The organism is Sinomonas albida (genome assembly GCF_004919045.1).
GTDB lineage: Bacteria > Actinomycetota > Actinomycetes > Actinomycetales > Micrococcaceae > Sinomonas > Sinomonas albida.
In genome coordinates this window covers 76,293-89,136 of record NZ_SWDW01000016.1, presented here as the reverse complement: position 1 = coordinate 89,136, position 12,844 = coordinate 76,293, and the positions used below count along the sequence as shown (strand labels likewise).

Sequence of the window (12,844 nt, the reverse complement as noted above, 5' to 3'; positions counted from 1 at the left end):
TTACGGCGGCCATAGCGTGGGGGAAACGCCCGGACCCATCCCGAACCCGGAAGCTAAGCCCCACAGCGCCGATGGTACTGCACCCGCCAGGGTGTGGGAGAGTAGGACACCGCCGGACAACACCCCAACCCGAGGGCCCCACACCGACGTGGGGCCCTCAGGCATTTAACCCACCCAAAACCCCGCCCCACCTTGCGGTCTCGGGTACGCCAACTCCTGCTTTTCTGGGTCTCGGGTACGCCAACTCCTGCTTTTCTGGGTCTCGGGTACGCCAACTCCCCCTTCTCCGGGTCTCGGGTACGCCAACTCCCCCTTCTCCGGGTCTCGGGTACGCCAACTCACCCTCCTCCGGCTCTCGGGTACGCCAACTCCCCAACGGCCCCGCCCCGGCAGCACCACCCTTGCCGCCGGCGGGGGACAGCATCTCTACCCGAGACGGCCCGGGGCGGGGAGTATCCGTACCCGAGACGGCACGGGGCGGGCAGTTTCCGTACCCGAGACGGCCCGGGGCAGGCAGTATCTGTACCCGAGACGGGGTGGGGCAGGCAGTATCTGTACCCGAGACGGCCCGGGGGCGGGGGGTGGTTCTGCTTAGCTGAAGGAGGCTGGGCGTATGGCCGATTTGTCACCGCAGATGCCGCGCGATTCGGCCAGAGCGCGATTCGGCCAGAGAAACAGGTCAGCTCTTGTTGCCGGTCAGCGCGAGTGCGCCGCCGAGCCCGATCATCATGACGCCGCCGCTTGCCCCCATGCGAGAAAGACGCTTGGGGTCGCGGGCGAACCATGCCCTCGCCGTTCCGGCGGTCAGTGCCCAGACACTGTCGCTGGCAAGCGCGATTGCGAAGAAGAATGTGCCGAGCAGGGCGATTTGCATGGGAATTGCGCCGTCCTGGTAGCTGACGAACTGCGGCAGGATCGCGACGAAGAAGACGACAGTCTTCGGATTCGTCACCCCCACGAAGAAGCCTTCACGAAGCAGTTGGAACGAAGTCGGCCGTGCGCGCGTGGCGCTGGTAGCGGCGTCGACGTGATGGTTGCGATGACGGATGGCCTGCACGCCGAGGTAGACCAGGTAGACCACGCCCACGAATTTGATGATGGTGAAGACCAGCACCGACTCCGCTACGACGGCGCCCACTCCGAGCGCGACGAGGGCGATCGCCGGTACCATCCCGAGGGCGTTGCCCAAAACGCTCAGAAACCCGCCCTTACGACCCAACGCGAGCGAGCGCCCGATCACGAACAGGACGCTCGGGCCAGGAATGGCGATCAGGGCGAAAGCGGCGAGAGCAAACGCCCACGCATTGGTCGCAGGAAGCATGTTGTCTCCGTCTCTTCATGGCGATGCGGTCAATCTAGCGGATTAGCCGGCCATGCGGGAGGAAGCCCTGACTACGGGCTCAGGCGGGGCCAAGTACAGGCCCACGAGGTAAGAACCCCACCACTTTCGAGTTTGACGCCACGCCACACTAGTCGCTCGCCGGGGTTGGGGCCTTGGCGGTGGACTCTCTGAAGATAAGCCGCATGGGAGTGAACTCGTACCCGTGAGGGCTGCTCGGCTCATTTCGTACCCGGGAGATCAATTCCCTCATGCTGTTCCGGCCAGCGGCTTCCAAGTCCATGCTCACTGTGGAGAGCGAGGGGATGAAGTATTCGCCTTCCTCCAGGTTGTCCCATCCGAATACGCTGACGTCCTCGGGCACTCTCTTGCCGCGTTCGTGCAGAGCGCGGATGACTCCTATGGCCATGTGGTCGTTCGCCGCAAACACCGCGGTGATGGGACCGTCATCCAGCGGTATTTCCAGTCCGGCCCGGTAACCCGAGAGCATGGACCAGTCGCCGACCACGGAACCGGCTGAGTGGAGACCGAGCCGGGCGATGGTCGCGTCGTATGTCTTGCGCCTGTTGGCGGCTGATGTCCATAGCTCTGGACCACCGACGTGGTAAAAGGAGCGGTGGCCAAGGGAGGCCAGATGCTCGATCATTTCTGCAGCTGGAGTTGCGTCCGCTAGGAAGCCGCGCGCACGCATCTTCTCGTCATAGTTCGCGGCTACGACGAGTGGAATGTCCGAGTGCTTGGACGTGATCTGCTCTTCCACTGGACCCAGTGGTATCAGCGAGAAGATCCCGGCGAGCCGTTCGGTCGACACCAGAGAGAGAAGGCGATCTGAAGCCTTGGACGCTTCTGTACCGATCTGGACGACCTCAGTCACATACCCAGCTTCATCGGCCGTGCTGACTGCGCTTCGAAGGACGCGAGATGCAGGAAAACGAACGTCTTCGGGAGTGACGATAAGGATCCGATAGGACTGCTTGCTACGCAACGCGCGCGCTGCAAGGTTCGGCGTATAGTCGAGCCTTGCCATGGCGTCTTCGACCTTGGCGACCGTTTGGGGCTTGAGGCCGCCATTCCGCTTGAGGTAACGCGAGACGGTCTGGTGAGAGACGCCAGCGAGTCGCGCGACTTCATAAATCGTGGACGGCTTAGGCGTCCGAGCGGGAACAGGGCTGCTGCCAAAGCTCAACTTGTTGGTCCTCCGTGGCGTCTTTCCGGGAGCACTCACGAACCGAGTGGTGCTCGCGAACCGGACCCTGAAACAGTATCGTCCTCTTGCCTGCTCCTCACGTCACGCTAATCGATCCGTCTTCAACCCTCGGAGTTAGGTCCCGGGCGGCAAGTTGAGCTTTGACGCTCAGTTCGGCCGCCTTCAGTGCGTGCTCTTGGGTCATCGCGGTCTCGGTGCGGTCGAGGCAGTCGCGGACGAGGGCTCCGAAGAAGGGGTAGCCCACCCGTCCCGTCGCGTCGATGTGATGCTCGCCGTCGTCGTTCACGAGGAAGACATGGCCTCCTCCCTCGCCAGTTGCGATGTTCACGTACTTGCGCAGCTCGATGTAGCCCTCGGTGCCGAGGATGATGGTGCGTCCGTCGCCCCAGGTGCTAAGGCCCGCGGGGGTGAACCAGTCAACCCGGGCGAATCCGGTTGCGCCGTTGTCCATCACGATGTGGGCGTCGCCGAAGTCCTCGAACGTGGGGTATTCCCGGTGGGCGTAGTTGGCGACGGACGCACTGACCACCTGCGCGTCCTTTGCGCCCGCGAAGTAGAGCATCTGCTCGAAGTTGTGGCTGCCGATGTCGCAGAGGATTCCGCCGAATTTGTCTCGGTCGAAGAACCAGCTTGGGCGCGTGTCGGGGTCACCGATGCGGTGGGGGCCGAGGCAGATGACTTGGAGGACCTTACCGATGGCGCCTTGCTCAATAAGTTGCCCTGCGAACACAGCGGCTTCCACATGAATTCGCTCCGAGTAGTACACGGCGTATTTGAGCCCAGTGCGGGCGGTCGCCTCCCTGACGGCCTCCAGCTGCGCGAGTGTCGTCAGAGGCGCCTTGTCCGTGAAGTAGTCCTTGCCTGCCGCGATGACCCGCAATCCGAGGTCCGCCCGTTCTGAGGCAACTGCCGCACCCGCAACCAACCGCACCTCGGGGTCGGCGAGGATCTCTGCCTCGCTGCCGGCGATCTGGGCCTGTGGGAACCGGGCCTGGAAGGCCTCGGCCTTGGACGGGTCCGAGTCGTAGACCCACTTGAGCGTGGCACCCGCGCCGATCAGGCCTTCGCTCATCGCATAGATATGGCCATGGTCGAGATGGGCGGCGGCGAAGGTGAATTCACCGGGGCCGACGACCGGCTGCGGCATAGGGGCGGGGGCGTAGTTGGCGCCTTCGGATGCAGGCATCATCAGTCCTTTCGAAGCTTCAGTCGTTGGATGTGGGAGTGGAGGCGCCTACGATGATTTCGCCGGACTGCTCGCCGACGGATGCCCGTTTCTCGTAGAAGTGAGGGGCGCGCTGGACGAGAGCTCCGGACCGGTAGTAGGGATCCTCGGGGTCAAGAGGAAGCTCTACGATCTCGCGCTCGATGCCAGCTTTGTAGATGGCCGTCACGACTTCGACGGCGTTGCGGCCATCCGTGCCATCAATCGCCGGCTCGCGGTGCTCACGAATCGCCGCGATGACGTCCCCGATCTGACCCGCGTGTCCCTGGTGGGGCAACGGAATGTGTGCGTCGGCGAGGGCGTTCAGCTCATCGACCAGCGCTGTGTTGCCGCCGGGAACCGGGAAGCCGTTGGGCTGAGACAGTTCTGCGGTCACCCGCCAGGGCTGCGAGATCCTTGCGAACTCGCCCTGGATGACGATCTCCTGCTCCTCGCCGTGGTGCACGACCGAGCTTGTGAGCTGGGCAAGTCCGCGGCCGTAGCGCAGCACTGCGACTGAGAGATCTTCGACCTCGGCATTCTCGTGTTGCGCATTGGCGATCATCGCGGTCACCTCCGTCGGCCGCCCCATAAGCCAGAGGGCGAGGTCGATGTGGTGGATAGCGTGATTGAGCGTGCAGCCGCCGCCCTCCGACTCCCACGTGCCGCGCCACCACAGATCGTAATAGGCCAGTCCTCGCCACCATGCTGAGTCAATCCGGAGGTGCGAAACCGAGCCGATCAAGCCCGAGTCAACAGCCTTCTTGAGGGTTGCCATGTCGTCGCGGAACCGGTTCTGCGCAACCACGGAGAGGATCTTGCCCGATTCGCGCTGGGCGGCGACCATCGCGTCGCATTCTTCTAGGGAGGGAGCCATGGGCTTCTCGACGATGACATGCACGCCGCCGAGCAGGAACGCGACGGTGAGGGAGGCATGGCTGGACGGCGGCGTAGTGATGCTCACTAAGTCCAGCAACGGCTCCTCGGCGAGCATTTGGTGGGGGTCCTCATACGCCTTGGCTCCGCGGATCCCGTGTGATTCCAGCTTGGAGGCAGCCTTTCCGGGCGCGGTGTCGGCAACAGCGACGATCTCGCACTCTTGATGAAAGGCAAGATAGGCGCGGATGTGGGCGCTGGAGATCCCGCCGGCGCCAACGATTCCTACTCTGAGCATCTACGGTTCCTCTGCGGTGGGTTTGGTTGGGGCGTGCATCGGGGTCGCGCCAAGTCGTGGGCTGCTCAGTGGATGAGTCGGTTGCCAGCACTGCGGACGTGGCCCAGGCACCTATCACGTGGCTGTCACGTGACCGAGCTCCAATCATCGCGTGGGATGGAAAGGTGATCGTTCACTTCAAATACTTCAACCAACACTCACACTTAGTCAAGTGTCAGTGATTTCCAGCGATCTGAGGTGATTGACCAGAAAGTGATCGATCACTAAACTGGCGACTTGTGACACGGGTCATACGGCTGTAGCCGCTCACAGAACGCAGCAGGCCATCCCCAGAGAGGTGGAACCCCATGAGACTCCGTACCAAGATCGCCGCTCTTTGCGCGGTGGTTCTAGCGACGAGCCTGAGTGCGTGCGCGCCTGGCTCACCGCAGTCGGACGCCGGGCCGAGTGCACCGGCGAGCGTCGACTTCAACAGCTTCAAGGGTCAGACGCTCACCTACGTGTACTTCACGGACGGCCCTGACGAGCAGGCCACGAAGGACATGATCGCCAAGTTCGAAGCGGCCACCGGCGCGAAGGTCAACCTGCAGATCGTGCCTTTCGCCAACTTGGCGACCTCGCTTCAGGCGCGACTTTCCGCGGGCAACGCCCCCGAAGTCGCACGCGTCACCGACTGGCACCCGTACGCCGACAAGGAAGTCGACTTCAAGCAGTACTTCGGCAGCAGCTATCCGTCCGAATTCGCTTCCGGAGCGGCCGCCACCGCTATGGACAGCGCGGGACACATGCTCGCCGTCCCGAGCGACGTCACCATCAACGGGCCGATGATCAACGTGGACGCGTTCAAGAAGGCGGGAGTTCCTGTGCCCACCAAATGGACATGGGACGAGCTGGTCGCCGACGCCAAGAAGGTGGCCGCCGCCAACAACATGCCCTATGCATTCGCCATCGACAAGTCGGGCAATCGGCTCAGCACGATCCTGAGCCAATTCGGCACCGTGATGATCGGACCCGACGGCAAGAACGCCCTTGACAAGGACAAGGCCGCCAAGGCCCTCACCTTCTTCACAGACCTCGTGAAAAGCAACGTCTCCCCGAAGGACTTCTGGCTGGGCTCGGGCAGCAAGTACACGGGCGCCAACGAGATCTTCCTCGGCGGGGCAGGTCCCCGTGTACCTGTCGGGGCCGTGGCAAGTGGGCGCATTTGCCAAGAGCGCCACGTTCAACTGGGCGGCCGCGTCGAACCCCTGCCAGGAGCGATGCGGCGGGTTCCCCGGCGGAAAGTTCATGATCGCGTTCAAGGACAGCAAGAACCCGGCCCTCGCCGCTGCGTTCGTCCAGTGGATGAATCGATCTGAGAACCAGCGCGAGGTCGACAAGACCGCGTATTGGCTCCCCACGCGCAAAGACCTGACCGACTCCGGCGTCGAGTACGCCAGTCGCCAAAGCGACATGAGCAGCTTCCTCTCGCAGATCAACGCGACCCCGTCCGACACCTGGACGGATGCGAACAGCCCTGCCTTCACGGCCTCGGCGACCGCGCTGATCAGCGAGACAGACAAGGTCGTTGCGGGCCAGCAGGACGTTCGGACGGCTGTCGAGAACATCTCTGCCGCTATTGGCAAGGCCATCAAGGCGGCGGGCTCGTGAGCGTCGTGGCCCCCGCCCGGGCTCGCGGGGTCCGTGGGTGGATGAGGGGCAAGAACCTCGCGCCCTATCTTTTCGTCCTGCCCAACATGTTGATCTTCGCGGTGTTCACCATCTGGCCCGCGTTCAACGGCTTCAACCTGAGCTTCTACGACAGCAGCAACGGAAGGACGTACCGCCCCGTTGGCACTGGCAACTACACCAACATCCTCAGCGACTCCCAGTTCTGGGGTGTGGTCCAGCACACTGTTCTCTTCACGCTTGGATTCGTTGTGCTCTCCACGGTGCTCGCCACAGCCCTCGCCCTCATGCTCAATAGCCAGCGGCGCGGCCGAGGGGCCCTCAGCGCCGCCTACTTCCTGCCGGTCCTCATCTCGCCGGTCGTCGTGGGCATCATCTGGAAGGCTGCACTCGACCGCACCACGGGCCTCGTCAATCAGGTCCTGTCCGCTATCGGCCTGGGGACGCCGGGATGGCTAGTGGATTCCAGCCTCTCCCTCGTATCCGTCATCCTCGTGGGGACATGGATCCACCTCGGCTTCTACGCCATGATCCTGATCTCAGGCCTGCAGTCCATCGATACCTCGCTGTACGAGGCGGCCAGGATGGACGGCGCAGGTGTGTGGCAGTCGGTGCGTCTTATCAGCCTTCCCCTCCTGCGCCCGACGCTCATGGTGGTCATCATCTTGGCCACCATCGCGGGCTTCCAAGCCTTCGACTTCGTGTACACCCTGACCGGCGGCGGACCCGTTGGGGCCACGACGCTGATCATCCAGTACATCTACGAGAATGCCTTCAGCTACCCCATCCAGTACGGTCTCGCCAGCGCGGCCGCGGTGATCCTGTTCGTCGTGGTCTTTGCCGTGACCTTCGTCAACTACGCCATCGGCCGACGGAGTGATTCGATATGAGTGCACAAACCCCGTCGACCCTGGCCCAGCGGTCCGGTTCGGCTGACCCCCAGCCGCCCACATGGACGTCGACGGGCGGCCGCGCACCCAGCACCGGCGCCGTCGTCCGCGCGACCCTGCTCATCGCCGGAGCCATCCTCGTAGTCACCCCGGTTTTGTGGGCGGCCATGTCCTCCTTCAAAACCCAAGCGGAGCTTGCACAGACTCCGCCTACCCTCTGGCCCAACCACCCCACAGCGGACAACTACACGAGCGGGTTGCAGGCGTTCGACTTCGTGCACTTCCTCACGAACAGCGTCATCGTCACGGTTTCCGCGACCGTGCTTACCCTCATCATCAATTCGATGGCAGCCTACGCCCTGTCCGAGTACAACTTCCGCGGCCGTACGGTGCTCTTCCTCATCACCCTGTCGACGATCATGATCCCGCTTCAGGTGATCCTGCTGCCCGTCTACCAGGTCATTGCCTCATTCGGCATGGTCAACTCGCTCTGGGGATTGATCATCCCGCCGGCCGCGACGCCGACGGGCGTGTTCCTCCTGCGCCAGTACATGCTGACCTTGCCGGACGAGATGATCGAGGCCGCGCGCATCGACGGCGCGGGGGAGTTCAAGATCTTCCTGCGGATCATCCTTCCGCTCAGCCGTCCAGCATTGGCGGTCGTCGCGATCTTTTCCGTGATCTGGCGCTGGAACGACTTCCTCTGGCCGCTCATCGTCGCCCAAGACGAGTCCGTCCAGACGCTGCCCGTGGCCATCGCACGATTCGCGAGCCAACAGGCGATTCCTTTCAATCAGATCTTGGCGGTCTCGGTCGTGACCATCATCCCGATCATCGTCATCTTCCTGTTCCTCCAGCGGCACATCATCGCCGGCCTCGCCCAAGGGAGCATCAAGTGAGAACCATCGAACGTGACGGGGCGTCGCACGGAGACCGGAGAGTATCTGTACCCGAGACGGCTGGGGGCGGGTGGTATCTGTACCCGAGACGGCTGGGGGCGGGTGGTATCTGTACCCGAGACGCAAGGAAGCCCCGGAGCGACGATTGGGGGGTGCGCGCTCCGGGGCAGTCTTGCGAGTCCGCTCTCTCGGTCTCTAGTTGTTCAGCCTAGACAAGCAGAGCCCGTTTGACCAGCATTCCCGGTCAAGAATTCGGGAGCGTGCTCCCAGGCGCAGAAACCCTTGTCTTGCCCGGACCGACGTGCTCGGATAGGCAGATGGACACCCCTGCGTATCTCCTGGCTATTGGCACGAAGAAGGGCCTGTGGCTTGCGATCAGCCATGATCGCCGTACGTGGGAGCTCTCGGAGCCCCACTTCCTCATGCAGGAGATCCCTGCAATCGGTATTGACACCCGCGGCGGGCGCAACCGACTGCTAGTGGGAGTTCGCTCCGAGCATTTCGGGCCCACCGTCATGCACTCGGACGATCTCGGCGCGACGTGGGTTGAGCCCGATCAGGCCGCGATCGCGTTCGCGGAAGGCGACGGCGCCGCCGTCGAACGTATTTGGCAGATCCTGCCGGACGTGGAAGGCCGCCCGGGCGTCGTGTGGGCTGGCGTGCAGCCGATCTCGGTTTGGCGGTCGACGGACGGGGGCGAGACGTTCACTCTCAACCGCGCGCTGTGGGAGCACCCCGACAAGGACGATTGGGGCGCGGGCTTCGGCGGCGCGGCCGCGCACTCGATTGTGCCGGATCCCCGGGATGAGCAGCTCGTGCACGTCGCCATGAGCACCGGCGGCGTGTACCGCACCCGCGATGGCGGCGAGAGCTGGCAGCGCTCGAGCAAGGGCATCTCGGCGTACTTCCTGCCCGATCCTGAGCCTGAGGTGGGGCAGTGCGTCCACAAGATCGCGGCCGATTCGGAGGGGCGGCTGTACGCCCAGAACCACCGCGGGGTCTTCCGCAGTGACGATCAGGGCGAGCGGTGGGTCTCGATCTCGGAGGGTCTGCCGGCGGACTTCGGCTTCGTCATGCTGACCCATCCGCGTCGCAGCGGAACCGCGTGGGTCGTCCCGCTGGTCTCGGACTACGAGCGCATCGCACCCCAGGGTCACCTCGCTGTCCATCGGACGGACGACGCCGGTGACACGTGGCATCGCTTCGACGATGGCCTTCCCGCCCGCGACTACAACGTGGTGTTGCGCGATGCTGCGTGCGTCGACGTCGGGGACCCCGCGGGCGTCTACTTCGGCACGCGCGGGGGATCGGTCTATGCGAGTGCGGACGAGGGCGAATCGTTCGTCGAGGTGGCGTCGCGCCTGCCGGACGTCCTGTGCGTCCGGGCCGCGGTGCTCGACGGGCGAGCCCCGGAAGAGACGGCAGGGAGCTGATCCATGGCGCCGACCGTGACGTTAGTGCTGCCCCAGATCCTCGCGGACGTCGCCGGCGGGCGCACCGAACATTCCCTCGCGGGGGTGGACTCGGTGCGCGCGGCCTTAGACAGCCTGGCCGGCCCGTATCCGATCCTCGCGCGGAGGATTCGTGACGAGACGGGCCGGCTCAGGCGATACGTGAACGTGTATGTCGACGGTGAGGACGTGCGGCGCCGCGACGGACTGGAGACGCCGGTGGCGGACGGTCAGGAGATCTTGGTGATCCAGTCGGTGGCCGGCGGCTGAGGCAAACCGTCAGGAGCCGGTGGGAGAGTCAGGGCCTACGCGACGAGGTCGCGCCCCTTGAACGTGACGTCCGTCTGGACGTGCCAGAGGGAGAAGTCTTCTTCCTGGATCGCGCGGCGGTGGTGTGTGTCCTCGTCCCTGATCCAGACCAGGCCGATGCCTGGGGCTGTGTCGTAGACGGTCCCCCGAAGGACAGTGAATCCGCTGCGGGCCTCGATGAGATCTCCGCGGCGCAGTTCGCTGAGCTTCCGGATGCGGCGGTGTGTCTCGCTGGTCATCGGGTGCTCCTTACGTCAGTGGTGTTCCGACGTCTCCCAGTCTGCTCGGCAAGTGTTGCCGGCCGATTTCCGTGCGGTGTGGTGGTCGTAAGCTTTGCGGGACGATGCGGTTTCCGTACGTCAGGGGTGTAGCGCAGCTCACAAGCTGGCTCGGCTGGGGTGGGCAGGCCCCGCGTTAAATGCATGTTAAATCGTGTGTCACACCACGAAAACTTGTACCCCAAATGCAAAGTACTCGTTGGTAGGGGTGTTCTCCCTCGTCACAGCGCGCTACCGTCTCGGAATGGGTCGACACTCCGTGGCCCGCAATTCTCGGTCTGGCAAAAGGGGCGTGCCGTGGCAGCAAGGTTTGAAGTTCTCAAGGACGAGGCGCGGCTCTACCGAGTGCAGCTCCGTTCGGCGGAAGGCATCGTGGTCGCGATCGCTCAGGGCCTGCAGTCCCTCGACGCCGTCAAGCACGTCATCTCCTCGGTCCGCGAGAGCGCTGCCATGGGGCTAGTGGTGGATCTGACGCAGCCCGCCTAGCGTGCAACCTCGGTGCAACGTTCCGCAAGGCCGATCCCGGAGCGCGCGCGTAAGCTGTGAGGCACGGCACACATAAGGGAGTGGGTGGACGTGCGGGCAGAGCAGCTGACGCGTTCTGAGCATGGGGCCTCGCGAAGCGTCGTCGAGGACTCGTGGAAGCGCTCGTTCCAGGCACACCCGCGCCGCGAGGACGCGGCCGTCTCGAGTGTGCTCGCCAGCGACGACCTCCACAGCTATCGCGAAGGCCACGTCCTGGCGCCCGTGATGCCGCTCATCTCCGAGTTGCTCGTCCGGGCGGCAGCGGAGACGGGAACTGTTGTCGCGGTCGGCGACGAGCGCGGCAGGCTTCTGTGGATTGACGGCGACTCCAGCGTGCGCCGCCGCGCCGAGCGTATGGCCTTCCTCGAAGGGGCCGACTGGTCGGAGGACAGCATCGGGACGAGCGCCCCCGGGACCGCGCTCGCGACGGGCGGCGCAGTCCAGATCGCCGGGCCCGAGCACTTCAGCCCGCTCGTCGAGGATTTCTCCTGCACAGCGGTTCCCATCAGGGACCCCAACTCCGGCGAGCCGATCGGCGTCGTCGATCTCACGGGCGGCGACGAGGCCGTGGCGAGCTACGCCCTGCCGCTCGTGCGGGCCGCGGTCGCCGCCGCCGAGGAGCGTCTGCGCACCCACGCCGCGGCCGCGCGCAGGAGCCGCCGCGCGGCGTCGTGCGTTGCGCCCGCCGTCCTCTCGGTGACGGGCCGCGACCACGGTGTGCTGCGCTGCGGCGAGCGGACCCTCAGCCTCTCGGTGCGGCACTCCGAGATCCTCTTGCTCCTGGCCGGGAACCCGCGCGGCCTTTCCGCCGAAGAGCTCGCCGACCGGCTCTACGACCAGCCCGTTCCGGCCGTGACGCTCAGGGCCGAGCTCGTCCGGCTGCGCAAGGTGCTCGACGGGTTCGGCGCGGGCGTGGTGCTCGCGTCGCGGCCATATCGGGTCGAAGGGCTCGAGGTCGATTCGATGCACGCCTTGGCCCAGCTCGAGCGCGGTTCGCATCGGCTCGCGCTCAACTCGTACGGGGGCCAGATCCTGCCGCGTTCCGAGGCGCCGGCCATCGCCGAGCTACGCGACGAGCTCTCGGCGACGCTCCGCGAGGCCGTGGTGGCGAGCGCGGGCGTCGACGTCCTCATGAGCTATCTGCAGCTTCCCGAGGCCGCGGACGACGCCGAAGCCTGGCAGACGGCGCTCCGTCTCCTTCCGCCGCGGTCACCCAAGCGGGCGCCCGTCGTAGCGCACCTCGAGCGTCTCCTTGGCGCCTGAGCGGCCGTCTCCGAGGCGCCCGGGCACGCGCGCCAACCGCTCGGTGCGGGCACTGGAATCCTGTCGCTGCCCGAACGTAGGCTCAAGATGTCGGAAGTCCCCGACCCTTGGCAGACAGCTACGAGGAGATGCGCCGTGCCCACGACCCTTAATCCCTACATCAGCTTCAAGGACAATGCCCGCGAGGCCATGACGTTCTACCAGTCGGTGCTCGGCGGCAAGCTCGACATCTCGACGTTCGACGATTTCCACGCCGCCCAGGATCCGTCCGAAGGCCCGCTCGTGATGCACTCGCAGCTCAATACCCCGAACGGCCTCACGCTCATGGCCGCCGACACTCCGACCCGCATGGAGTTCACGCCCGGGACCAACTTCTCGATCTCCCTGAGCGGCGAGGACGAGTCGGAGCTGCGCGGCTACTGGGACAAGCTGACGGACGGCGCCACCGTCACGATGCCGCTCGAGAAGGCCATGTGGGGCGATACGTTCGGCATGCTCGTCGACAAGTTCGGAGTTGCGTGGCTCGTCAACATCGCTGGCCAGCCGGCCGAGGGCGCGCCCCAAGCCTGATCGGGGGGCAACCTGATCGGTTGCCAGCTGGTCGGGCGCAGGCCTGATCGGCGCGACGAGGCGCTCC

The 12,844-nt window shown here is 64.9% G+C and carries 13 protein-coding genes, 1 rRNA gene and 1 pseudogene; 10 read left to right on the top strand and 5 right to left on the bottom strand.

What is annotated here, in order from left to right; all coding sequences use genetic code 11:
- Nucleotide 1: 1 nt before the first annotated feature.
- Nucleotides 2–118: ribosomal RNA gene (rrf, locus tag E6A26_RS15325) — 5S ribosomal RNA — on the top strand.
- A gap of 561 nt (nucleotides 119–679) precedes the next feature.
- Here rrf and E6A26_RS15320 read toward each other — a convergent pair.
- From E6A26_RS15320 to E6A26_RS15305, 4 genes are all read right to left on the bottom strand, one after another.
- On the bottom strand, nucleotides 680–1,321 hold the full coding sequence (locus tag E6A26_RS15320) for a LysE family translocator (protein ID WP_136612069.1): 642 nt from the start codon (nucleotides 1,319–1,321) through the stop codon (nucleotides 680–682).
- Nucleotides 1,322–1,469: 148 nt separating this feature from the next.
- Nucleotides 1,470–2,564, bottom strand: a complete 1,095-nt coding sequence (locus E6A26_RS15315; RefSeq protein ID WP_136612068.1) for a LacI family DNA-binding transcriptional regulator — start codon at nucleotides 2,562–2,564, stop codon at nucleotides 1,470–1,472.
- Between the two features lie 58 nt (nucleotides 2,565–2,622).
- Entirely contained in the window at nucleotides 2,623–3,732 is a 1,110-nt protein-coding gene (locus E6A26_RS15310) for a Gfo/Idh/MocA family protein (protein WP_136612067.1), read from the bottom strand.
- Nucleotides 3,733–3,751: 19 nt separating this feature from the next.
- Entirely contained in the window at nucleotides 3,752–4,924 is a 1,173-nt protein-coding gene (locus E6A26_RS15305; protein WP_136612066.1) for a Gfo/Idh/MocA family protein, read from the bottom strand.
- A 347-nt stretch (nucleotides 4,925–5,271) separates the two neighbouring features.
- On the opposite strand from E6A26_RS15305, the pseudogene E6A26_RS18080 reads away from it, so the two are divergent.
- From E6A26_RS18080 to E6A26_RS15275, 6 genes and pseudogenes are all read left to right on the top strand, one after another.
- A pseudogene (locus E6A26_RS18080) lies at nucleotides 5,272–6,063 on the top strand (ABC transporter substrate-binding protein); the annotation flags it as partial.
- Between the two features lie 31 nt (nucleotides 6,064–6,094).
- Complete coding sequence (locus tag E6A26_RS18075) at nucleotides 6,095–6,574, top strand: extracellular solute-binding protein (protein ID WP_136612064.1); 480 nt, start codon at nucleotides 6,095–6,097, stop codon at nucleotides 6,572–6,574.
- A complete protein-coding gene (locus E6A26_RS15290; protein WP_234865558.1) occupies nucleotides 6,571–7,482 on the top strand; it encodes a carbohydrate ABC transporter permease in 912 nt (303 codons plus the stop codon). Before E6A26_RS18075 ends, E6A26_RS15290 begins: the two co-directional genes overlap by 4 nt.
- Nucleotides 7,479–8,381 carry a carbohydrate ABC transporter permease gene (locus E6A26_RS15285; RefSeq protein ID WP_136612063.1) on the top strand — a complete coding sequence of 301 codons (903 nt, stop codon included), beginning with the start codon at nucleotides 7,479–7,481 and terminating at the stop codon, nucleotides 8,379–8,381. The genes E6A26_RS15290 and E6A26_RS15285 overlap by 4 nt, the downstream gene beginning before the upstream one ends.
- A 317-nt stretch (nucleotides 8,382–8,698) precedes the next feature.
- Complete coding sequence (locus E6A26_RS15280; RefSeq protein WP_136612062.1) at nucleotides 8,699–9,814, top strand: WD40/YVTN/BNR-like repeat-containing protein; 1,116 nt, start codon at nucleotides 8,699–8,701, stop codon at nucleotides 9,812–9,814.
- Between the two features lie 3 nt (nucleotides 9,815–9,817).
- Nucleotides 9,818–10,102 carry a MoaD/ThiS family protein gene (locus E6A26_RS15275; protein ID WP_136612061.1) on the top strand — a complete coding sequence of 95 codons (285 nt, stop codon included), beginning with the start codon at nucleotides 9,818–9,820 and terminating at the stop codon, nucleotides 10,100–10,102.
- A gap of 35 nt (nucleotides 10,103–10,137) precedes the next feature.
- Here E6A26_RS15275 and E6A26_RS15270 read toward each other — a convergent pair whose 3' ends face one another.
- Nucleotides 10,138–10,380: a hypothetical protein gene (locus E6A26_RS15270; protein ID WP_136612060.1), complete on the bottom strand. Its 243-nt coding sequence runs from the start codon at nucleotides 10,378–10,380 to the stop codon at nucleotides 10,138–10,140.
- Nucleotides 10,381–10,716: 336 nt separating this feature from the next.
- Between E6A26_RS15270 and E6A26_RS15265 the strand changes: the two genes are divergently transcribed.
- The 3 genes from E6A26_RS15265 to E6A26_RS15255 all read left to right on the top strand — a co-directional run bounded on the left by E6A26_RS15265 (nucleotide 10,717) and on the right by E6A26_RS15255 (nucleotide 12,777).
- Nucleotides 10,717–10,905 (top strand): YegP family protein, encoded by a 189-nt coding sequence (locus tag E6A26_RS15265; protein ID WP_136612059.1) that lies wholly within the window; start codon nucleotides 10,717–10,719, stop codon nucleotides 10,903–10,905.
- A gap of 90 nt (nucleotides 10,906–10,995) precedes the next feature.
- Complete coding sequence (locus tag E6A26_RS15260; protein WP_234865556.1) at nucleotides 10,996–12,207, top strand: helix-turn-helix domain-containing protein; 1,212 nt, start codon at nucleotides 10,996–10,998, stop codon at nucleotides 12,205–12,207.
- Between the two features lie 135 nt (nucleotides 12,208–12,342).
- Nucleotides 12,343–12,777 carry a VOC family protein gene (locus E6A26_RS15255; protein WP_136612057.1) on the top strand — a complete coding sequence of 145 codons (435 nt, stop codon included), beginning with the start codon at nucleotides 12,343–12,345 and terminating at the stop codon, nucleotides 12,775–12,777.
- Nucleotides 12,778–12,844: the final 67 nt, after the last annotated feature.